The sequence below is a fragment of the Pseudomonas sp. MD330_10 genome (genome assembly GCF_042610415.1).
In the GTDB taxonomy this organism is placed as follows: Bacteria; Pseudomonadota; Gammaproteobacteria; order Pseudomonadales; family Pseudomonadaceae; genus Aquipseudomonas; species Aquipseudomonas rhodesiae.
On sequence record NZ_JBHGZU010000026.1, the window covers coordinates 26219 to 47741 of the forward strand.

At 58.7% G+C, this 21523-nt stretch carries 19 protein-coding genes, 1 tRNA gene and 4 pseudogenes; 19 read left to right on the plus strand and 5 right to left on the minus strand.

What is annotated here, in order from left to right:
• Positions 1-137: 137 nt before the first annotated feature.
• From ACFZPT_RS25400 to ACFZPT_RS25430, 7 genes and pseudogenes are all read left to right on the plus strand, one after another.
• The gene (locus ACFZPT_RS25400; protein WP_034097238.1) at positions 138-482 is read left to right on the plus strand and encodes an FKBP-type peptidyl-prolyl cis-trans isomerase; all 345 of its coding nucleotides are present in this window, start codon (positions 138-140) and stop codon (positions 480-482) included.
• 5 nt (positions 483-487) lie between these two features.
• Positions 488-850 (plus strand): annotated as a pseudogene (locus ACFZPT_RS25405) (GNAT family N-acetyltransferase); the annotation flags it as partial.
• 456 nt (positions 851-1306) lie between these two features.
• Positions 1307-4012, plus strand: a complete 2706-nt coding sequence (gene mgtA, locus ACFZPT_RS25410; RefSeq protein WP_099312854.1) for a magnesium-translocating P-type ATPase — start codon at positions 1307-1309, stop codon at positions 4010-4012.
• A 16-nt stretch (positions 4013-4028) separates the two neighbouring features.
• The gene (locus ACFZPT_RS25415; RefSeq protein WP_034097241.1) at positions 4029-4745 is read left to right on the plus strand and encodes an MgtC/SapB family protein; all 717 of its coding nucleotides are present in this window, start codon (positions 4029-4031) and stop codon (positions 4743-4745) included.
• A 303-nt stretch (positions 4746-5048) separates the two neighbouring features.
• The gene (locus tag ACFZPT_RS25420; RefSeq protein WP_034097243.1) at positions 5049-5678 is read left to right on the plus strand and encodes a response regulator transcription factor; all 630 of its coding nucleotides are present in this window, start codon (positions 5049-5051) and stop codon (positions 5676-5678) included.
• A gap of 1 nt (position 5679) precedes the next feature.
• Positions 5680-9294, plus strand: coding sequence for a transporter substrate-binding domain-containing protein (locus tag ACFZPT_RS25425; protein WP_379555920.1), 3615 nt, complete (start codon positions 5680-5682; stop codon positions 9292-9294).
• Positions 9295-9429: 135 nt separating this feature from the next.
• On the plus strand, positions 9430-9852 hold the full coding sequence (locus ACFZPT_RS25430; RefSeq protein ID WP_034097247.1) for a hypothetical protein: 423 nt from the start codon (positions 9430-9432) through the stop codon (positions 9850-9852).
• Between the two features lie 75 nt (positions 9853-9927).
• On the opposite strand, the gene ACFZPT_RS25435 is transcribed toward ACFZPT_RS25430, so the two are convergent.
• Entirely contained in the window at positions 9928-10998 is a 1071-nt protein-coding gene (locus ACFZPT_RS25435) for a 3-deoxy-7-phosphoheptulonate synthase (protein ID WP_034097248.1), read from the minus strand.
• Between the two features lie 618 nt (positions 10999-11616).
• Here ACFZPT_RS25435 and ACFZPT_RS25440 point away from each other — a divergent pair.
• Both ACFZPT_RS25440 and ACFZPT_RS25445 read left to right on the plus strand, forming a co-directional pair.
• A complete protein-coding gene (locus tag ACFZPT_RS25440) occupies positions 11617-12366 on the plus strand; it encodes a carbon-nitrogen hydrolase family protein (RefSeq protein ID WP_034097250.1) in 750 nt (249 codons plus the stop codon).
• Entirely contained in the window at positions 12367-12798 is a 432-nt protein-coding gene (locus ACFZPT_RS25445) for a GNAT family N-acetyltransferase (RefSeq protein ID WP_034097252.1), read from the plus strand.
• A 35-nt stretch (positions 12799-12833) separates the two neighbouring features.
• Here the strand turns inward: ACFZPT_RS25445 and ACFZPT_RS25450 are convergent, their stop codons facing one another.
• On the minus strand, positions 12834-13073 hold the full coding sequence (locus ACFZPT_RS25450) for a DNA-binding protein (RefSeq protein ID WP_034097254.1): 240 nt from the start codon (positions 13071-13073) through the stop codon (positions 12834-12836).
• Positions 13074-13155: 82 nt separating this feature from the next.
• Between ACFZPT_RS25450 and ACFZPT_RS25455 the strand changes: the two genes are divergently transcribed.
• The 6 genes and pseudogenes from ACFZPT_RS25455 to ACFZPT_RS25480 form a co-directional block, all read left to right on the plus strand.
• Complete coding sequence (locus ACFZPT_RS25455) at positions 13156-13521, plus strand: helix-turn-helix domain-containing protein (RefSeq protein ID WP_034097256.1); 366 nt, start codon at positions 13156-13158, stop codon at positions 13519-13521.
• Positions 13522-13672: 151 nt separating this feature from the next.
• On the plus strand, positions 13673-14314 hold the full coding sequence (gene uvrY, locus ACFZPT_RS25460; protein ID WP_010566015.1) for a UvrY/SirA/GacA family response regulator transcription factor: 642 nt from the start codon (positions 13673-13675) through the stop codon (positions 14312-14314).
• A gap of 1 nt (position 14315) precedes the next feature.
• The gene (gene uvrC, locus ACFZPT_RS25465) at positions 14316-16139 is read left to right on the plus strand and encodes an excinuclease ABC subunit UvrC (RefSeq protein ID WP_034115551.1); all 1824 of its coding nucleotides are present in this window, start codon (positions 14316-14318) and stop codon (positions 16137-16139) included.
• 32 nt (positions 16140-16171) lie between these two features.
• Positions 16172-16732 carry a CDP-diacylglycerol--glycerol-3-phosphate 3-phosphatidyltransferase gene (pgsA, locus tag ACFZPT_RS25470; RefSeq protein ID WP_034097260.1) on the plus strand — a complete coding sequence of 187 codons (561 nt, stop codon included), beginning with the start codon at positions 16172-16174 and terminating at the stop codon, positions 16730-16732.
• A gap of 63 nt (positions 16733-16795) precedes the next feature.
• A tRNA-Gly gene (locus ACFZPT_RS25475) sits at positions 16796-16871 on the plus strand.
• A 230-nt stretch (positions 16872-17101) separates the two neighbouring features.
• Positions 17102-18388 (plus strand): annotated as a pseudogene (locus tag ACFZPT_RS25480) (tyrosine-type recombinase/integrase); the annotation flags it as partial.
• Between the two features lie 613 nt (positions 18389-19001).
• Here ACFZPT_RS25480 and ACFZPT_RS25485 read toward each other — a convergent pair.
• Together ACFZPT_RS25485 and ACFZPT_RS25490 are read right to left on the minus strand one after the other, a co-directional pair.
• On the minus strand, positions 19002-19358 hold the full coding sequence (locus tag ACFZPT_RS25485) for a type II toxin-antitoxin system RelE/ParE family toxin (RefSeq protein ID WP_034097262.1): 357 nt from the start codon (positions 19356-19358) through the stop codon (positions 19002-19004).
• Positions 19359-19360: 2 nt separating this feature from the next.
• On the minus strand, positions 19361-19651 hold the full coding sequence (locus ACFZPT_RS25490) for a type II toxin-antitoxin system ParD family antitoxin (protein ID WP_379555922.1): 291 nt from the start codon (positions 19649-19651) through the stop codon (positions 19361-19363).
• Between the two features lie 277 nt (positions 19652-19928).
• Between ACFZPT_RS25490 and ACFZPT_RS25495 the strand changes: the two genes are divergently transcribed.
• The gene (locus ACFZPT_RS25495) at positions 19929-20096 is read left to right on the plus strand and encodes a transposase (RefSeq protein WP_099312855.1); all 168 of its coding nucleotides are present in this window, start codon (positions 19929-19931) and stop codon (positions 20094-20096) included.
• A 206-nt stretch (positions 20097-20302) separates the two neighbouring features.
• Positions 20303-20383, plus strand: a pseudogene (locus ACFZPT_RS25500) (IS66 family insertion sequence element accessory protein TnpB); the annotation flags it as partial.
• 31 nt (positions 20384-20414) lie between these two features.
• On the opposite strand, the pseudogene ACFZPT_RS25505 reads toward ACFZPT_RS25500, so the two are convergent.
• Positions 20415-20556, minus strand: a pseudogene (locus tag ACFZPT_RS25505) (integrase); the annotation flags it as partial.
• Between the two features lie 242 nt (positions 20557-20798).
• Between ACFZPT_RS25505 and ACFZPT_RS25510 the strand changes: the two are divergent.
• Together ACFZPT_RS25510 and ACFZPT_RS25515 are read left to right on the plus strand one after the other, a co-directional pair.
• Complete coding sequence (locus tag ACFZPT_RS25510; RefSeq protein WP_143506479.1) at positions 20799-21182, plus strand: hypothetical protein; 384 nt, start codon at positions 20799-20801, stop codon at positions 21180-21182.
• Positions 21183-21289: 107 nt separating this feature from the next.
• On the plus strand, positions 21290-21508 hold the full coding sequence (locus ACFZPT_RS25515) for a hypothetical protein (RefSeq protein ID WP_143506483.1): 219 nt from the start codon (positions 21290-21292) through the stop codon (positions 21506-21508).
• Positions 21509-21523 lie beyond the last annotated feature (15 nt).

The following is a 21523-nucleotide window of genomic DNA, read 5'->3' on the forward strand; positions in this document are numbered from 1 at the left end:
GAAAGTCAGGTGATTCCCTTTGTGTTGTAGCCGGTTTCTTTGTGCTGTCTGACCTTGTGCTCAGACACGTCCTACACTTGCCAATCCCTATCAATTCTGGGAAAACCCCAGCCTTCACATCAGCAACGGGCCAACCCATGAACCCCAACGAACTCCAGATCACCGACATCCGCCCAGGCACCGGCAAAGCCGTGGTCAAAGGCGCGCTGATCACCACTCAATACACCGGTACGCTGGCGGACGGCACCGTGTTCGATTCCTCTTGGGAGCGCGGCAAGCCCTTCCAGTGCGTGATCGGCACAGGGCGCGTGATCAAGGGCTGGGACCAGGGCCTGATGGGCATGCAGGTGGGCGGGGTACGTCGCTTGTTCGTGCCGGCGCATCTGGCGTATGGCGAGCGTTCGATGGGCGCGCATATCAAGCCCAACAGCGATTTGCATTTTGAGATCGAGTTGCTGGAGGTGCTGACGCGGGATGATTAATCCCTGGGCGACTGGTCGCGGTCGTGAACATGGCTGCCGATGTGCTTGCTGCCGGCGTGTGGCATATCGGTTTGCTTCTGGTGCACACACGCTTGCACGGCACCGGGTTTGCTCAGCGCCTGCATTCAGGCTTGCAAGCGTGGGCGGTAAAAAACGGTGCCCGATGGTTGCGGCTGAGTGTGGTGATCGGCAATCGCAAGGCCGAGCGTTTCTGGTCCCGGCTCGGCTATGTGCCGGTGCGCACGCGCGCAGGGATCGTCATGGGACGCCAGGAAAATAGCGTGTCGATTCGGGTCATGGCGTTGTGTGGCGCAGGGATGGATGAGTATTTGAGCCAGGTGCCGCGAGACCGAGCGGATGCCTCTTGACCCAGACTCTCCGTCGCCCAAGACGCCCTTCCTGAACCCATCCTGAAGAACTTTCTTATTCATCATGCAGAAACTTTCCTACGGTTTACTCTCCGGAAATCGGGGCGTAAGCTTCGCGCGTTTTCATCAATTGCGGAGACCCTCAGTGGGTACTTGTTCGAGTGACAGTAGTCGGCCGGTTCTGATAACCGGCACATACTTGGCAAGATAACGCGCATGCTTTCGATGCCGTTGTCTCGCCACTAACGCGAGAAGCGGCATCCCGGCCGCAGCCTGTCCTGGCTGTGCCTCGATCCTCTCTCATCGACGCTGACCAGCTCCCGGGTTCTCTCGGGCTGCTACGGACGCGCCTGCCTTTTATCCGGCGGGCGAGCCCGGTGTGACTGTGCCTGTTCGAGGGCGCGGTGCGCACGGGCCGTACCTGCACGACGGTTTCCTCGCGCAGGAGTAATACTCATGAACCTTGCTCTGCTTAAAGAGTTCTTCGCCGGCTTCCTGCGGACCCGGCACATTGCCCGGCACTTCCGTCGCCTGGCCATGCTTGAGACCGTCAACGACGCCAGCGTCAGCCGCGAAGTGCCGCCGACCCTGGCACAAACCCTGGTCGGCGCGGCTAACAGCACCGCTGTGCAATTGCTCGGTACGCTGGGCAGCCACACCGACGGCCTGACCGCCGCCGAGGCCGACGCCCTACGCGTGCAGTACGGCCTCAACGAGGTCGAGCACGAGCAGCCGCTGCCGTGGTGGGTGCACCTGTGGCACTGCTATAAAAATCCGTTCAACCTGCTGCTGACCCTGTTGGCGGTGATCTCCTGGCTGACCGAGGACATGAAGGCCGCCACGGTGATCTTCTCCATGGTGGTGCTCTCGACCTTGCTGCGCTTTTGGCAGGAGGCCAAGTCCAACAAGGCCGCCGATGCGTTGAAGGCCATGGTCAGCAACACTGCCACGGTGCTGCGCCGGGATGACGGCAAGCGCATCGAACTGCCGATCAAGCAGCTGGTGCCGGGCGATCTGATCGTGCTGTCGGCCGGGGATATGATCCCCGCTGATTGCCGCGTGCTCAGCGCCAAAGACCTGTTTGTCAGCCAGGCGGCGATGACCGGCGAATCGATGCCGGTGGAGAAATTCGCCCTGCAGCAGGACGCCCAGACTCGTAACCCGTTGGACCTGGAAAACATACTGTTCATGGGCACCAACGTGGTTTCCGGTGCGGCCACGGCGGTGATCCTCACCACCGGCAACAGCACCTATTTCGGCGCGCTGGCCCAGCGGGTCACCGCTACTGACCGTGCCACCACCTCGTTTCAGCATGGGGTGAACAAGGTCAGTTGGTTGCTGATCCGCTTTATGTTCGTGATGGCGCCGCTGGTGCTGTTCATTAACGGCTTCACCAAAGGCGACTGGACCGAAGCGCTGCTGTTCGCACTGTCGATTGCCGTGGGCCTAACCCCGGAAATGCTACCGATGATCGTCACCTCGACCCTGGCCAAGGGTGCGGTATTTCTGTCGCGCAAAAAAGTCATCGTCAAGCGCCTGGACGCGATCCAGAACTTTGGCGCGATGGACGTGCTGTGCACCGACAAGACCGGCACCCTGACCCAGGACAAGATTTTTCTGGCACGCCATGTCGACGTGTGGGGCGAAGAGTCCGACGACGTCTTGGAAATGGCCTACCTCAACAGTTACTACCAGACCGGCCTGAAAAACTTGTTGGACGTGGCGGTACTTGAACATGTGGAAGTGCACCGTGAACTGAAGGTGGGTACGGCATTTCAGAAAGTCGATGAGATTCCGTTCGACTTCAACCGCCGGCGCATGTCGGTGGTGGTGGCTGAACAAGGCCTGCCGCACCTGCTGATCTGCAAGGGCGCCGTGGAAGAGATTCTGTCGGTGTGCAACAGCGTGCGCCACGGCGACACCAATGAAGCGCTCACCGAAGAACTGCTGGCGCGCATCCGGCAGGTGACTGCTGCTTTCAATGAAGAAGGGCTGCGCGTGGTAGCGGTGGCCGCGAGGCCAATGACAGCGGGGCGTGACACCTACAGCCTGGCCGATGAAAACGACCTCACGCTGATCGGTTATGTAGCGTTTCTCGACCCGCCCAAGGAAAGCACTGCACCGGCACTCAAAGCGCTCAAGGCCCACGGCGTGGCAGTCAAGGTGCTGACTGGCGATAACGAACTGGTCACCGCAAAGATCTGCCGCGAAGTCGGCCTGGAGCAACAGGGCCTGCTGATGGGGAACGACATCGAAGCGATGAACGACGCCGAACTAGCCACGGCGGTGGAAACCACCAACGTGTTCGCCAAGCTCACGCCAGCTCACAAGGAGCGCATTGTGCGCCTGCTCAAGGCCAACGGGCATGTGGTGGGCTTTATGGGCGATGGCATCAACGATGCACCGGCGCTGCGTACGGCGGATATCGGTATTTCGGTGGACAGCGCGGTGGACATCGCCAAGGAAGCCGCGGACATCATCCTGCTGGAAAAGAGCCTGATGATCCTGGAGGAGGGCGTGCTGGAAGGTCGGCGCACCTTCGCCAACATGCTCAAGTACATCAAGATGACCGCCAGCTCCAACTTCGGCAACGTGTTCTCCGTGCTGGTCGCCAGCGCGTTCATTCCGTTCCTGCCGATGCTGCCGATGCACCTGCTGGTGCAGAACCTGCTGTATGACATCTCGCAGATCGCAATTCCGTTCGACAACGTCGATGCGGACATGCTGGCCAAACCGCAGCGCTGGCAGCCGGGGGACGTGGGGCGCTTTATGTTGTTCTTCGGGCCGATCAGTTCGATCTTCGACATCACCACCTTCGCCCTCATGTGGTACGTGTTCGATGCCAATACACCGGATCACCAGACGCTGTTCCAGTCCGGCTGGTTCGTGGTGGGCCTGCTGACCCAGACGCTGATCGTGCACATGATCCGCACCCCGAAAATCCCGTTCCTGCAAAGCCGCGCGGCGCTGCCGTTGATGGTGATGACCGGCGTGATCATGGCGGTGGGCATCTTTTTGCCAATGGGCCCGCTGGCGCACTACTTCAAATTGCAGGCGCTGCCATCGCTGTACTTTGTGTTTTTGCCGGTGATTCTGCTGGCGTACATGGGGCTGACCCAGGCGGTGAAGGGCTACTACATCCGTAAGTTTGGCTGGCAGTGAAACGGGGCGATTTACCATGCAGGCAATCAACAACATCAACCTCGATTCCCTGATCGATACCCTGGTCAGCCTCACCGCAGCGTTTATTCTCGGTGGGCTGATCGGCTTCGAACGTCAGTACCGCCAGCGCACGGCGGGGCTGCGCACCAACGTGCTGGTGGCGGTGGGCGCGGCCATTTTTGTCGACATGGCCAACCGCCTCGGCGGTGCGGACGGCGCGGTGCGCGTGGTGGCTTATGTAGTGTCGGGCATCGGCTTTCTGGGCGCGGGCGTGATCATGCGTGAGGAAGGCAATGTGCGCGGGCTTAACACCGCCGCCACGCTGTGGGCGTCGGCGGCGGTGGGTGCCTGCGCCGGCGCGGACCTGATTCTCGAAGCGCTGCTGGGCACCTTGTTTGTGCTGGCGGCCAACACCTTGCTGCGGCCGATCGTGAATAACATCAATCGTCAGCCGCTGGATGTGGTGTCGGCGGAGGTCACCAATATTCTGTATGTCATCGCGCGGCGTACCCAGCAAAAGGCCGTGTTGGCATTGCTCGAAGCGGAACTGGCGCGCTGCAACTACCCAGCCAGCGACGTGGACGTGCGCCCGTTCGGTCCTGAGGAAGTGGAGATCGAGGCCACACTGGCCGTGACCTCGGTGGACGGTGACGAGTTGGATGCGCTGGTGGCGCGCATCTCCATGTCGACCCTGGTGGTGCAGGCGTTCTGGAGCCCCAGTACCACCGAGTAAGCCCCTGAGGGCGGACGCCTACGCTGCCGAGCTTGGCTATGCTCTAGTGAGGAAAACTCCTACAAGTATTCGGGACTAGCCCTTCATTTGAACACGCGCACCGTTGCTATGGTTGCGCGCTTGCGCCCGCTTTGCATCAAGGCGCAACGCTACGTTTTTACTGTGTGTTCGAAAAAGAGTGGGCCTGTACTGCCTGTAGGCGTTGCGCTGAGTGATCAGAACCGTTTGTCGGAACTGTTACTTTTCACAGGTAGATGAGGCTCGCTTGATATGTAAGCGTATTGATCCTCCCAGGGGAGTCTTATGAGCAACAAAGCTTTAATTGTGGATGATCATCCTTTTATACGTGCCACCGTCAAATACCTGTTGAAGCAAGAAGGCTTCGATAAGATTTTTGAAGCAGGCAATGGTGCCGATGCGATGCAGATTGCCCGAGAGGAACGCCCGGACCTGGTCATTCTCGACTTGGCGATGCCCAAGCTCGGGGGGTTGGAGGTTATCAGTCGTATCAAGGCCCTGGAACTTCCCTGCAAGATCCTGGTGCTCACGTCGTATCTGGCGGAGTTCTTTTCCACTCGCTGCATGCGCGCCGGTGCGATGGGGTTTGTCGCTAAAACCGGTGAACTCGATGAACTGCAAAAGGCTATCAGAGCGATCCGCTCGGGCTACAGTTGTTTTCCCAGCCTGGCCACCAGTTCGGTACGCCGTGACGATCTGCAGTCCTCGGAGAAGGAATTGGTGGATTCGTTGTCGGACCGCGAACTGACTGTGTTGCAGAAACTGGCCCTGGGCCTGGGCAACAAGCAGATCGCTGCGGATATGCTGTTGAGTCACAAGACCATCAGCACCTACAAAACCCGGCTCAAGGAAAAACTACGCATGTCCTCGGTGGTGCACTTGTCCAAGTTCGCCCAACGCAATCATCTGATTTGAAATGATCACCTCTCGGCTGGCGAAACTCACGGCCATCCTTCTGATAGGGCTGTTGCCGCAGGCGGCGATGGCCCTGGACGAACCGCATCAACTGCAGTTGCTGGGTCACTCCACCCTGAAAGACGCTTCCGTGACGCTGGACGAAGCCGACTGGCGCTGGCTGCGGGAGCGCCGCGTGCTGGTGATGGGCGTGTCCGGGCCGGATTACGCCCCGTTTGACTTGACCAACAACAAGAACGAGCTCGAAGGCATCACCGCCGATTATGCGGCGTTGATTGCGGACATATTGAATGTGGCGGTTGATGTGCAGCGCTTCGACACCCGCGATGAGGTGATCGAAGCCCTCAAGACCGGCGTCGTAGATTTTGTGGGTTCGGCCAATGGCTATGAAGCGGCCGACCCGCAACTAGTGCTGTCCCGCTCTTATGCCAATGACCAACCGGCATTGGTCACACGCAGCGGCGACAGTCACGCCCTCAGCGCGGACCTGGCGGGCAAGCGCGTGGCGATGCTTTACCACTATATGCAGCCCGACGCCGTACAGGCCTTTTATCCCGATGCGCAGTTGCTGTTGTTTGGCTCGACGTTCGAAGCCATCGGCGCCGTAGCGTTCGGTCAGGCGGATGTGTACCTGGGCGATGCGATCAGTGCGCGTTACCTGATCAACAAGAACCATCTCAATAATGTGCGCTTGGCGGATTTCTCTGCGTTGGAGGTCAACCCGTTCGGCTTTGCCTTCGTCAAGGACAATACCCGTCTGCTGACGATTATCAACGCTGCGCTGGCCGCGGTGCCGGCTAACCAGCAGCTGGAAATCCTGCGCCGCTGGAGTGCAGGCGGCAGCGGCTTCCTGGACGCCGACCGGCTGCGTTTGAGTGCGAGTGAGCAGCGTTGGCTGGAGAAAAATCCCCGAGTGAAAGTGGCGGTGCTCGATAAGTTCCTGCCGCTATCGTATTTCAACGAGCAAGCGCAATTCGAAGGGTTGAGCGCCGAGGTCTTATCGCGCATCAGCCTGCGTACCGGTTTGAAATTCGATGTGGAGCGTGGCAGCTCGCTGCCTCGGCAAATTGATGAGGTCAGTACTGGGCGAGCGGACATGCTGGCGGTCGTCACGCCAAGCGTGGAACGCTCGGAGAAAATCCGTTTTACCCGGCCCTACCTGTCTAACCCCTATGTATTAGTGGTGGCCTCCGGCAATGAGAACCTGATCACCCTGGAAGACATGGTCGACAAGCGTCTAGCGTTGATCGGCGGTGGCGGTCTGGCGTCCTACATCGCCGTGCACTACCCGCGAGTTGTTTTCGTCGATGTGGAAAACCCTGAGCAGGCCATGGAGTTGGTGGCCAATGGCAGTGTGGAGGCTGCCGCCGTTTCGCTGATCAGCGCGCGTTATATGATCGCGCGCCATTACCGTGATGGACTGCGCATCACCAGTACCATCGGCACCGAGCCGGCGCGCATCACCTTCGGGGTCAATCGTGGCCAACTGGAGCTGTACTCGATTCTCGATAAAGCCTTGTTGAGCATCACGCCAGAAGAAATGGACGAGCTGACCAATCACTGGCGCAACGAGATCATCGTGGAAGACAGCTATTGGATGCGTCATCGCAATGTGATTATTCAAGGCTTTGGCCTCGCCGCGTTGCTGCTACTGGTGACGTTGGGCTGGATCCTCTATCTACGCAACCTGATTCGCAAGCGTGCCCAGGCCGAGCGGGCGTTGAGCGATCAGATGCGGTTTATGAGCGTGCTCATCGACGGCACCCCCCATCCGATTTACGTGCGTGACCGCCAGGGTCGGCTGATGGCCTGTAACAATGCTTACCTGGACGTGTTCGGCTTCAAGCTCGAAGACGTGATCGGCAAGACCGTGGTGGAAACCGACACCGGCAACCCGCCTCAGGCCCAGTCGTTCCATGCCGATTACCTGCAGTTGATGGAGCGTGGCGAGCCACAGATTCATGATCGCGTGCTCAAGCTTCCCAGTGGCGAAGTGCTGACCATCTATCAATGGATGCTGCCGTACCGTGACGGTGACGAAAAGGTCGTGGGCATGATTGCCGGCTGGGTCGATGTCAGTGAGCGCCAGCGCTTGCTGGGCCAATTGCAGGAAGCCAAGGAAGACGCCGACGCCGCCAACCGCGCCAAGACCACGTTCCTGGCCACCATGAGCCATGAGATTCGCACCCCCATGAACGCCGTGATCGGCATGATCGAACTGGCGCTGAAGAACGCCGAGCAGGGCCGAGCCGATCGCGATGCACTGGAAGTGGCCTCGGTGGCCTCGCGCGGCATGCTGGAGCTGATCGGCGATATTCTCGATATCGCGCGCATCGAGTCCGGCCATCTATCCCTGACCCTGGCTCCGGCCAACCCGCACGAACTGCTGACGTCAGTCGCACGTGTGTTCGAGGGCCTGGCGCGAGACAAGGGACTGGCGCTGCAGGTGGAACTCGATCCGTTGATCGACTGTGCGGTGATGCTTGACCCGTTGCGCTTCAAGCAGGTGGTGTCCAACCTACTGGGCAATGCGATCAAGTTCACTGCCACCGGCCAGGTGCGCCTCGGCGCAATGGGCGCGACCCATCTGGACGGTCACTTGAACCTGAGGTTATGGGTTGAAGATACGGGCATCGGCATCAGCGCCGAAGACCAGCAGCGTTTGTTCAATCCATTTATACAAGGCGGCAATCACGAACAGTCCGCGCGCAGCGGTTCGGGCCTGGGCCTGGTGATCAGTCGCAACTTGTGCGAGATGATGGGCGGCCAACTGCACCTCACCAGTGTGCTGGGCAAAGGTACACGGATTGACGTGGCGTTGGTGCTGGCACTGACGACCGAGGCGCCGGTCTCTTTGCCTGTGCCGCACATCCCGCCGGCCCGGGCGCTCAACATCCTGGTGGTGGACGACTACCCGGCCAATCGCGTGCTGTTGGCGCGGCAACTGAGTTTCCTTGGGCATCATATCGTGACGGCCGACGACGGCGAGCAAGGGCTGGCGTTGTGGCAGAGCGGGCATTTCGATGGGGTGATCACCGATTGCAACATGCCCCTCAAGGATGGTTACGCGCTGACCCGCGACATCCGCGCCCAAGAGCGCCAACGTGGCCTGGTGCCGTGCCTGGTGTTGGGATTTACCGCCAATGCCCAGCCCGAAGAAACCGCGCGTTGCCGTCAGGCCGGCATGGACGGGTGTCTGTTCAAACCAACCGGTCTGGAGGATTTGCGCTCGGCGCTGGCGCCACGCACAGCGTGTGTCGTCAGCGACGAGGCTGAACCGGCGTTCAACTTGAGTGCATTGACCGCGCTGACGGGCGGTGACAAGGCCGCGCTGGAGGAGCTGTTGGCGCCGTTGCTTGCCAGTCTTAAAGAAGATAGCGCCATGTTGTCGACGCTGTACGAGCAGCGCAATTTCCCCAAGCTGCATGATTTGGCCCATCGCGTTAAAGGAGGGGCGCGTATGGTCAAAGCCCAGGTGCTGATCGCGTGCGCCGAAACCTTGGAAAACGTTTGTGAGCGTCGTCAGCTCGACGCCTTGGGCGCGGCGGTCGAGGCCATAAGGTCGGCCATCGACAGCCTGCATCACAGCTTGGCACTTCACTGCAATCAGACATGACGGGGATAGAAGGTCATTCGGGTGATTTGGGAGAACTCCTACGTGAACGGGGAACATGCCTGATTTTGTCGTCGGAATATGTCTGGACAATGGGCGGGGCTCACTGACGAGCACTGCCTGCCCAGGGGGGTTGCCATGCCGAACAAAGCACTGACTATCCTGATTGCCGATGAACAGCACCTGCAACGGCTGTACATCGAAAAAATGCTCAATCAATTGGGGTATCACCGGATTGTCCCGGTGCAAACCTTTGAAGAGGTTCAGATACTCACGGCCATCCCGGCCGAGCCGTTTGATGTGCTGATCATCAATGCGGGGCTGCTGGTCGATACTTGCGAGCCGCAACCTCAGGCGCGCCATGTGCTGGTCTACGACCACCTCGATCTCTGCAAGCCGACCGGCGCTACGCCGGCGGTACTGGTGCGCTTGCCGGGTGTGCCTGACAACGTCAATCTCGAACACTTCATGGATATCATCGACCCACCCGAGGCCGCTACCGGCCTTCGGGTGTTGCCGTGGCTGCGCGAGCTATCGCGCCAGCCGGTGGCAGGCGCCTAGCCTCACTGCGAAACGATGCCTGGGCCGCTCAGCGGCGGACATGTCCGCACTACGCGGCGAGCAAGTTCGGCTGAATCAGCAGCGCTCGCGCAAGCGTTGTGCCGCGCCGCGTAGCATCTGCTCGGTGCCATCCCAGCCCAGGCATCCATCGGTCACCGACACACCGTATTGCATCGACGCGCTCAAGGGCTGGCAGCCCTCGAACAAATGGCTTTCAAGCATCATGCCGATCAGCGAGGTGTCGCCCTGCAGGCGTTGCTCCAGCACGTCGTTGAATACCGCCGGTTGCCGCAATGGGTCCTTGCCACTGTTGGCATGGCTGCAATCGACCATGACCCGAGCCGCCACCTTGGACTTGGCCAGGTCGCCCTTGACCTGCGCCACGCTCTGCGCATCGTAGTTCGGGCCACGGTGGCCACCGCGCAGCACCAGGTGCGTATCAGGGTTGCCTGAGGTCTGGATGATCGCCGGATGCCCCTGGCTGTCGACGCCGAAGTGGCGATGTGGGTGGGCCGCCGAGCGCATGGCGTCACAGGCGATGGCAACGCCACCGTCGGTGCCATTCTTGAAGCCTACGGGCATGTCCAGGCCGCTGGCCATTTCGCGGTGGATCTGCGATTCGGTGGTGCGCGCGCCAATCGCCACCCAACTGAGCAGGTCGTCGAAGTACCCGGCGGCCATGGGTTGCAGCAGCTCGGTCGCGACCGGCAGGCCCAGACGCAGCATTTCTCGCATCAATTGGCGTGACAGGGTCAGGCCGGCGGCCATGTCATCGCTGCCGTCCAGGTGAGGATCATAGGCCAGGCCTTTCCAGCCGATGGTAGTGCGCGGTTTTTCGACGTAGGCACGGATCACCAGCAGCATCTGGTCGCTGACGTCGAGGGCAAGTTTCTTTAACTTGCGCGCGTATTCCATGGCCGATTCCGGGTCGTGGATCGAGCACGGGCCGACAATCACCAGCAAACGCGAATCCTCGCCATTGAGGATGGCACGCACGGCTTGGCGATGGGCGTGGATCTGTTCGACAAGGAACGGACTGAGCGGCAACTGCTGCTTGAGCTCAAGGGCGCTGGGCAGACGCTGGGTCAGGGCCTGATTGGCGCTGATCAGGGTGGAGACGGGCAGAGCGGCGACGGAGGAGTTCATATTCAAAGCTTCCTGGGCGAGCAGCGGGCGATTCCCGCGCTCGGCCCTACAGGGGTGTTCGACAATTGGCCATATCGGCGATGTGTGTTGGTTTGCCACCCATAGGTGACCGATCGGAGGCGGCAGACTGTCCCGAGCGGAGCTGGCTAAATCGCCATGCGGTGGAAGTGTCGTAGCGGTAATAAGTGGCGTAGTTCATGTCGTGCTTCCTGTTAAATATTCGTGATCAAGCAAAAAGAATAAGGGCCAGAAAAAACAAAACCCCCGGTCGGGGAGCCGACCGGGGGTTAGATTTCTCTGGCAGGCGACCCCTTGAGTAGTGGCCGCCGATTTCAGGTATCAGGCGCGCCAGTGGCTAAACCAATACCCAAAATAAAAGCTGACAGGTGCGCTCGAACCGTTCACGCAGGCGACCGACACCGAACGCATGGCGCTGGCGGCTAGGCAAACCTGAGGGTGGGCGAGTTGCAACATGTTATGTCTCCAAACGATGGCGGGAGCTTACTAGAGACGTGCGATGGGATTCAATCGGTAATTTCTATTGCGTGATGGGACTTACCGCTATGGGGGAGTGCCGATATGCTGGTAACACGTTGCGACTGATTATTCGGACACCCCATGACGGCCTTGACTCTTGCTGCGGCTCAATCGATTTCCCTCCCCGGCGATGTACCCGCCAACATTAGGCAGCACTTGGCGTTTATGCAGGTGGCGGCAGAACAGGGCGTACAACTGCTGGTATTCCCTGAGCTGTCGCTGACCGGCTATGAACCTTCGCTCGCGGCCGACTTGGCCATCGCACCAGACGCTGCGCAACTGACGCCTTTGCGCGTAATGGCCAGGGCACTTCGGCTGACCGTCGTGGTGGGGATGCCGATCCGGATGGCGCCCGATGCCGGTGTCATGATTGGCGCACTGGTACTGGGAGCGGATGGTTCCTGGGCGGTCTACACCAAGCAGCACCTGCATCCAGGCGAAGAAGTGGCGTTTGCCCCGGGGCAGGGCGGTGTGGCCTTAGAGTTCGGGGATGACCGCATCGCTTTATCGGTATGTGCGGACTTCACTCATGCCAGTCATCCGCATGCCGCCGCTGAAGCGGGCGCGAATGTCTATGCCGCCAGCGTGCTGATCAGTGAAGGCGGTTATGCAAAGGATTGTGCACAGTTACAAACTTACGCCGCTGAATATCGTCTGTTGGTGTTGATGGCCAATCATGGTGGCCCTTCGGGGGGCTGGGATTGTGCTGGTCGTAGCGCAATCTGGTCCCCCGATGGCCGATTGCTTGCCGCTGTGCCTGGCGTGGGCGAGGCGCTCTTGGTGGCGCGCCGCAATAACGACGTGTGGGCGGGCCACGTAGTGGCGCTCTGAATGATGTTTAACCTGCGCGCCGCCACGGACAATGACCGAACTTTCGCCCGAACCCTGACCTATGAGGCGATGAGCCGCTACTACCAGCAGTATGGTTTGCTGTGGTCCAACGATGGCTTTGATGTGGCGTGGGGCGGTCGCGAAAACTGGCTGATCTGCCGCGAGGCTTCAGTTTTGGGCTTTATCAGCTTGAGCCGCGACAGCAAGGCTCTCTACATCCGTGAGCTGCATATGCTCGAAGGCTGTCGTGGGCTGGGTGCCGGCAGTTGGGTGTTGCAGCAAATGACCGTGAAGGCGCAATCCTTGGGGCTATTGCGATTGACCGTATTCAAAACCAACCCGGCGCGCAGGCTGTATCAGCGCATGGGGTTGAGTATTGTTGGCGAAGAGGATTGCTTCTGGCGCATGGAGCGCGACTGTCGCCCAAGCTAAACAGTGCGTGTAAACCTAATAAGCGCATACTGGCCTCAGGAGTCGACTTCCTGATCGTTGTTTTGGCCATCAGCCTCAGAAAGGATGATCCCTTCTTTCATGCCCAAAAGGACCGCTACCTTATGGGCTTCTCCACGTCGCCCCTTTTTGCGCCCAGCGAGCACTTGATAGGTGGTTGCCGGATCTACGCCATGTTCACGGGCGAACGCTTGAACTGACTTTCCTTGATGTTCCAGCCAGGCCTTGGCTTGTGCAGCAGTACGGATTCCGGGCATAGTTCAAAACCGTTCAAGTTCGTTTAACGAAGAGATGATGGTGTCACCTCTTGGGGTGTGCCAACTAGGATCATACATCCAAATGAGTGGAATCGGTTCGCGTTTGAGGCAAGAAAGAGAGCGACTTGGCCTGTCGCAGAAAGTTTTTGGTGAAATTGGAGGTGTCGAAGCCAATGCACAAGGTAAATATGAAAGCGGCGGGCGCGCGCCTAAAGCCGATTATTTATCACGCGTCGCTGCAAGAGGCGTGGATGTGCTCTATGTATTGACTGGCACCGCCACGCCCCTTCAACTCGATAATTTGAGCCAGATCGAAGAGAAAGTATTGGGTGACTACCGCGCGATGTTCAAGGAGGACCAAGATGCAATTCGTCGCCTCACCTCCACCTTGGCCGAACACAGCGCTTCAGTGAACGGAAAATCCAAGGTCCAGCCCTCGGATTCCTGACCTTTCGTCCAGCAATTGCGGCTATCCGCCCCTCGGCGGATGGCCTTTGCTTATCCAACGTCCATATATATGACGCGTGCAGCTAGGTCTGCGCCTTGGTTTTTTGCTAAGGTGTTCAGCAACCTATAAGACCATATCGCGAGGTGTCTGCTTGATTAGGGTGCTAGTAGTCGATGACCATGATCTCGTTCGTACAGGCATTACACGAATGCTGGCTGACATCGACGGCCTGCAAGTAGTCGGTCAGGCCGAGTCGGGGGAAGAGTCCCTGATCAAGGCCCGGGAATTGAAACCCGATGTGGTGTTGATGGACGTCAAGATGCCAGGCATCGGCGGTCTGGGTGCCACCACCAAATTGCTGCGCAGCCATCCGGATATCAAGGTCGTGGTAGTGACTGTGTGCGAGGAAGACCCGTTCCCTACGCGCTTGCTGCAGGCCGGCGCGGCCGGTTACCTAACCAAGGGCGCCGGCTTGGCGGAAATGGTGCAAGCCATTCGTTTGGTGTTTGCCGGTCAGCGCTATATCAGCCCGCAGATTGCCCAGCAGTTGGCTATTAAATCGTTCCAGCCCACCAGCGACTCGCCGTTCGATGCTTTGTCTGAGCGGGAAATCCAGATCGCTTTGATGATCGTCGGTTGCCAGAAAGTGCAGGCCATCTCCGACAAGCTGTGCTTGTCGCCCAAGACCGTCAACACCTACCGTTATCGTATTTTCGAGAAGCTCGCCATCAGCAGTGATGTTGAATTGACCCTGCTCGCGGTGCGCCACGGCATGGTGGACGCCAGCGCCTGACATGACCACGCCGTTTGATCCCAGCGCCTTTCTCTCGACTTGCAGCGGCCGCCCCGGCGTGTACCGCATGTTCGACAGCGAGGCGCGCCTGCTTTATGTGGGCAAAGCCAAGAACCTGAAGAACCGCCTGTCGAGCTACTTTCGCAAGACCGGACTCGCGCCGAAAACTGCGGCCCTGGTGGCGCGTATCGCTCAGGTCGAAACCACCATCACCGCCAACGAAACCGAAGCGCTGTTGCTTGAGCAGACCCTGATCAAGGAGTGGCGGCCCCCCTATAACATCCTGCTGCGGGACGATAAGTCTTACCCGTACGTATTCCTGTCCGACGGCAACTTCCCACGCCTGAGTATTCATCGCGGGGCCAAGAAGCAGAAGGGCAAGTACTTCGGGCCGTATCCCAGCGCGGGGGCGATTCGTGAGAGCCTGAGCCTGCTGCAAAAAACCTTTTTTGTGCGCCAGTGCGAAGACAGCTTCTACAAAAACCGCACGCGGCCTTGCTTGCAATACCAAATCAAGCGCTGCAAGGCGCCCTGTGTGGGGCTGGTGGAGCCGGCGGAGTATGCCGAGGATGTACGGCATTCTGTGATGTTCCTCGAAGGTCGCAGCAATGCGCTCACAGATGAGTTGTCAGCGGCCATGGAGCAGGCAGCCAATGCCCTGAATTTCGAACGGGCTGCCGAACTGCGCGACCAGATCTCGTTGCTACGGCGGGTGCAGGATCAGCAGAGCATGGAAGGTGGCAGTGGCGATGTCGATGTGATCGCCGCGTTCGTCAACCCGGGCGGTGCTTGTGTGCACCTGATCAGCGTGCGGGGCGGGCGGGTTCTCGGTAGTAAGAATTTCTTTCCGCAGACCGGTATCGACGAGGATGTGGCCGAAGTCATGGCGGCATTTCTGGGGCAGTACTATGTCAGCAGTCCGGAGCGCGACTTGCCTTCGGAACTGATTGTCAACGTGGTCCATGAAGACTTCCCCGCACTGATCGAAGCCATTCACGAACTGCGCGGCCGCGAGCTGGATATCAGCCATCGCGTGCGTGGCACTCGTGCGCGTTGGCAGCAACTGGCGGTGACCAACGCTGAACAGGCTCTGAGTGCACGCCTGGCCAATCGACAGCATGTTGCCGCACGCTTCGATGCCTTGGCTGAGGTGCTCAATCTGGACGAGCCACCGCAGCGCCTTGAATGCTATGACATCAGCCACTCCAGCGGCGAAGCCACGGTGGCCTCCTGCGTGGTGTTCGGGCCGGAAGGGCCGATCAAGTCCGATTACCGACGCTACAATATTGAAGGGGTCACCGCCGGCGACGATTACGCGGCCATGCATCAGGCCCTCACACGGCGCTTCAGTAAATTGAAGCATGGCGAGGGCAAACTCCCTGACATCCTGTTGGTGGATGGTGGCAAGGGCCAACTCTCCATGGCCCGTGATGTACTCAACGAACTGGCGGTGCCCGACCTGATCCTGCTGGGTGTCGCCAAGGGCACCACGCGCAAGGCCGGTTTTGAAACGCTGTACTTGAATGATGCCGCCCACGAGTTCACCTTGAAGGGTGACTCGCCGGCCCTGCATCTGATCCAGCAGATCCGCGACGAAGCTCACCGTTTCGCCATTACCGGCCATCGCGCCCGCCGTGGCAAAACTCGACGAACCTCAACCCTGGAAGGGGTTGCGGGGGTGGGCCCGACGCGCCGCCGCGACTTGCTCAAACATTTTGGTGGCTTGCAGGAGCTGTCCCGTGCCAGCATTGACGAGATAGCCAAAGCACCCGGTATCAGTAAAAAGCTCGCTGAGTTGATTTATGCGAATCTGCACAGCGAATAGAATGCCTTTCCACCTCGTAGCCAGTTGTGCCGATGAATATCCCTAATCTGATTACCGTTCTACGCGTCCTGCTCATCCCGATTTTTATTTTGCTGTTTTATTTGCCCTACCAATGGAGCTACCTGGCCTCAAGTTCGGTATTCGCCTTCGCGGCAGCGACCGACTGGCTCGATGGCTACCTGGCGCGTCGCCTGGAGCAGAGCACGCCGTTCGGCGCATTTCTCGATCCCGTGGCCGACAAGCTGATGGTGGCTGTGGCCCTGGTGCTGCTGGTACAGGAGCACGGCAACCTGTGGCTCACGTTGCCTGCCGCCGTGATCATCGGCCGCGAGATCGTGGTGTCGGCCCTGCGTGAATGGATGGCCGAAATCGGCGCCCGCGCCCACGTTGCGGTCTCCAACATGGGCAAGTGGAAAACCGCTGCGCAGATGCTTGCCCTGGTGATCCTGCTGGCCAATCCGTCCGATTTCACCTTTTGGGTCCTGTTGGGCTACGCCTTACTGCTCATCGCCGCTGGCCTCACCTTGTGGTCCATGCTCCAATATTTACGCGCCGCCTGGCCTCATCTGCGCACCACCGTTGAAAAGAAATAAAACATTTTTGAATCAAGGGGTTGACGGGTGATGAGGATTCTATAGAATGCGCACCACCAAGACGCGGGAATAGCTCAGTTGGTAGAGCACGACCTTGCCAAGGTCGGGGTCGCGAGTTCGAGTCTCGTTTCCCGCTCCAAATATAGATCTACAGAGTTCCATGGAAGTCTGTAAGTCATTGAAAATAGACGCTTAGGCGTCTTTTTTCGTTCCGTTGGCATCCACTCAAAGCTACGGGTATCTGGACTAGATTTAGTCCAGAATCTAGTCCATAAAAATGGCGGGCTTCGAGATCGGATTGTTGCAGGAGCCCAACGAGTCATTTGCTGAACATCTAGCCCTGAATCCAACCTTCAGGAGGCTAGAAGCATGGCTCTTTCAGATGCTGCCGTCCGGCAGGCCAAGCCCACCGGCAAAGACTACACTCTCGGCGATATTGATGGTCTGTCCCTGGCGGTGACGGCTTCGGGCGGGCGTTCGTGGCACTTTCGTTACTGCTGGAACGGTAAGCAAAAGCGCATGTCGATGGGCACCTATCCCGAAGTCAGTTTGCGTGAGGCGCGTTCCCTTCGGGACGAAGCGCGCAAATTATTGGCGCAAGGGGTCAACCCCCAGGCGCATCGCCGGCACACCCGTGAAGCTGACCGGCTGGCAGAAGAAAACACATTTAAGAGTACGTTCGACCACTGGGTCGAGCATCGGTCGCTCTCCCTCAAGGAAGGCCGGCAAAGCACGCTGTCTCAGATTCGGCGGATCTTTGGCAAGGACGTGCTGCCCACGCTTGGCCTGTGCTCCATCGGTGACATTCGTCGCCCTGATCTGCTAGCGGTGTTGGCGCGGATCGAGCAGCGCGGCGCGTTCACGACTGCCGAGAAGTGCCGGACCTGGTTCAATCAGCTGTTTCGTTTCGCCATGGTCAAGGTTCCGGCGCTAGAGCAGAACCCCGCCTCAGACCTGGACGTGGTGGCGATGCCCAAGCCGTCGGTGGTCCATCAACCCTTCCTGCGTATGGCCGAGCTTCCGGCCTTGTTACACACCTTGCGTGATTACGGCGGGATGGAACAAACGCGGTTAGGAATACGGCTGTTGCTGTTGACGGGAGTACGCACGGGAGAACTGCGTTGGGCGACCCCCGCTCAGTTTGATCTTGAGCGAGGGTTGTGGACCATTCCCTCCGAGGTGGTCAAGCAGTTGCAACTGAAGATGCGCAAAAAGCGCAGGCGTGCGCAGGACATCCCTCCCTATATCGTGCCGCTGTCGACTCAGGCGATGGAGGTGGTGCGCCAACTGTTGAAGCGAGTGCGTCCCGCGCAACGCCACTTGCTGGCCCATCGCAGTAACCTGGGCCAGCGGATCAGTGAAAACACCCTCAATGGCGCCCTGCGCCGGATGGGTTATGTCGATCAACTGACGGGGCATGGAATCAGGGCCACGCTGTCCACTGCGTTGCACGAGATCGGTTACCCCAAACCGTGGATTGACGCCCAGCTATCCCACGCGGATCCAGACAAGACCAGTGCCACCTACAACCACGCCGAATACGTGGAGTTGCGGCGGCACATGATGCAGGACTGGGCCAATCGGCTGGATCTGCTGGAACGGGGCAATCTGAAAGCTGCCAGTACACGACTGATCATTCGTCTGGAGGGCGTGCCTCAACTGGGAGAGGGGGTAGAGCTCAATCCTGCGGTTGCTTTGTCTGTGCAGGCGGGATAGGGCCTTGGGTCAGTCGCAAATAGGGGTTGTCGAACGTAGCCGACGGCATTACTGCCTGCGGGTAGCGCAACAGGTACCCTAGAATTTCATATAAGGTTTGGTTTGCTCATGGGTCATTTTCGGGAACAAAGGGTGACCTCCAAGCGCGTAGACGGCGAACTCGGGGTCGCGTCATTTTTATCAAACTCGCCAAAATTAATGACTTTGAAGGCACTTAAAGACTCTCGGGAACGCCGAAAAACATTTTCACTGGGCTCAAGGACAATATTTTCAGCTCAAAAAATCTAAAATATGCCCCCAGATTTGCCCCTGCTCGCACCGGGTGTACGAGCGATCGCGAATGGCGATTTCTGACACGGACCTCGGTGGCCGTGGCTGATATTCAGTGCGCCTCCTTATACTGGATGAGCGACCCGTATCTGGCAAACCCTTGCTCGTTCGGAAGAGGACGTGGGTGATGAGTCGATACCTTTAAGCGGCGTTGTCGGGGCTGTTTTTCAGCACCTATCCTTCGCTGTTCATGGCCAGTTAAGCCTTTGGGCCAGGTCGGTGATCAGTCGTTAGGCAAGTGCAACTGCACTTCCATGGCGTCATGCAGGAGTCGGACGACCTCGATCACGTCGTCATTTGCCACGCGATAGAACACGACATGGCGCGGGCTTTTGACCGTTCCATGAGGGTGTTTAGCCTGCTGGCGTGAGTAGATGAGGTGATAGCTGCGAAGGCCCGGTGCAAGCTCATCGCGGTCGTGGCTGCCAATTCGATAGGGCGTGTCGGCGATAGCTTGTAATGCGGAGAGGATCAGCGCCTGGTAGCGGTGGCGTGCTTGATCGCCGAACTGCGTCTGGGAGAGCCTGAGGATGTCGACAATGTCGGTGCGCGCCGCGTTGGAAATCCGATATTGCGGCATGCTCAGTGTTTCTCGCGCGCGGGGAGGATGGCCTCCAGGCTCAAGCCCTCGAGGTAGTGCTCCAGATCTCCTTCGTTCAACTGAGTAAAGTGCCCGTGCTCAAGATCCATGATGCCGATCGAGGTCGCCTGACGCAGGGCCTCAATTTTGGCGGTGTCTTCGGCGACGCGCTGTTCCAATAGGCGCAAACCTTCTCGCATCACTTCGCTGGCATTCTGATAACGGCCGGACTGCACCAGGTCCTGGATAACCTGTTCCTGGTGAGGGGTGAGCACAACGTTTCGCGTCGCCATAACTAGCTCCAGGTCCATGCAAACAGGTACTTTTGATTGTTGGCATATTATGCCATTTTCGTTCAGGGGAATAGTTTGGGGCCGACATTCGGCGATCAGCTGATGGCTGACTCGGCGCTAATCAGCAAGATTCAAAGTGATCCACCCATTAATAAAACAACCTGTAGATTGATTGTATGCGTCCGGCCAAGTCATCTACCCAGCCCCGCAAAGCCAAGAGATGGTGTGCACTTAAATTTAAGTGGGCACCAGCTCTAGCCGTTTAAGCGGGTATTTCATGCGGCCAACACGCCGTTCCTATTCCAAATCCTTCAACGCCCAGGTCATTCAAGAGTGTGCCCAGCGCGGTGCTTCGATTGCCAGCATTGCGCTCAGCCATAGCCTCAACGCAAACCTCGTCCACAAATGGATTCGGGTGCACACGCACAAAAGCGTCGTGCTTTAACATGCATTTATTCCATTACCCATGCCGTTGGCCGCAGCAAGTTCGCACGCAGCGTCATCGAATATCTGCGTTGAGATCCAGCACCCACGCGGCATCGTTAAATTGAACTGGCCCACTGAAAATGCTGCTGCATGCGCGACCTTTCTTCGAGACCTGTTGCGATGATCCGCATCGACGCCATCTGGCTCGTCACCGCTCCGATGGACATGCGTGCTGGTACCGAAACTGCGTTAGCTAAGGCGATCGTGGTGTTCGGTGCGGCGCAGCCGCACTGCGCTTATCTGTTCGCCAACCGCCGCGGCAATCGCATAAAGGTGCTAGGAGCTGAAGTGCCCTCAGGTTTCTGGCCCTGCGATAGATCAGTGACGCCTTCGTACGTCTCATCATGTGGGTGCCGAACATAGCCGGTTCAAGGCCAATAGCTTTTTCCACGCTTGACGATTCGGGCGTACTGCCGGGTCAGGGCTGGTCTGTGAGAGCCAGCAATGCCAGTAAGCTTTACGGCCGCTCATTTCCTCCGCAGAAGCTGCTCCAGTAATCGCTCACGGCTCGAGGTATGGGGCGGATGAAGCTACTGGGTGCCAAAGTGCTAGTGTCGAGACTTTTTCGATTGCTAGAGCACCGCAAGGAGTAGCGCATGTCATGGCTAATTAAGCTGGAGGGGGCGCCCGATGGTTTTGATAAGTATCTCGCGAGATTCCATTGCCAATCTACCGGACGCCCAAGGCATGCTTAGAAAAACACACGGTGTATGACTTTGGCGGTGCATTCAATGTCTATCGCGCCGATGAACAGCTGGCCTATTTGCAAAATCGCGCAGCCGTCACCGACCCCGTCGAACGGGCGAACCTGGTCCTCAAGTACGAGGTCCATAACTACGACCCGGTAGGTACGTGGTTCATCATGGGCAATAACCCAGGCACCGGCGGGGTGATACCCCAGGGCAGTAGCCTGTTTAAAGAGCTTATCAACGTATTGAAGGGCGAGACGACAATGCACAGCTGTTACGCCTACGGCCCAAATGCCTGCACACGATACTGGCCCGAGGGTCGGCCCGTGCTGGCGCCGGTGAGCCCGCGCAAATAAGGAAATTCAGGATGCAGCTCAAACGTCTGGCGTTAATTGTGTTGATTGCACCTTTTGTCAGCGCTTGCTTTAGCAAGCCCTTCTAGCCCCCCACGGCCGATGCCGACTTGTGGAAGAAGCCCGGCGCCAGCCACCAGGATGTGGTTGCGTCCATGTTGGCGTGTGGTGAAAAGAATGGTTCCGGCATTGATCCCAGGGCCAGCTTCCAGGAGATGGCCCAGCGCTTTGTGTGTATGAAGCGCGCGGGCTACACCCGGCGTGACGGTTTCAATATCTGTGCATCGCACCCCAAGGAGCCGTTGAAGGCCTGCGAGTCGGCGCAATGAAACCACAAAAAAACC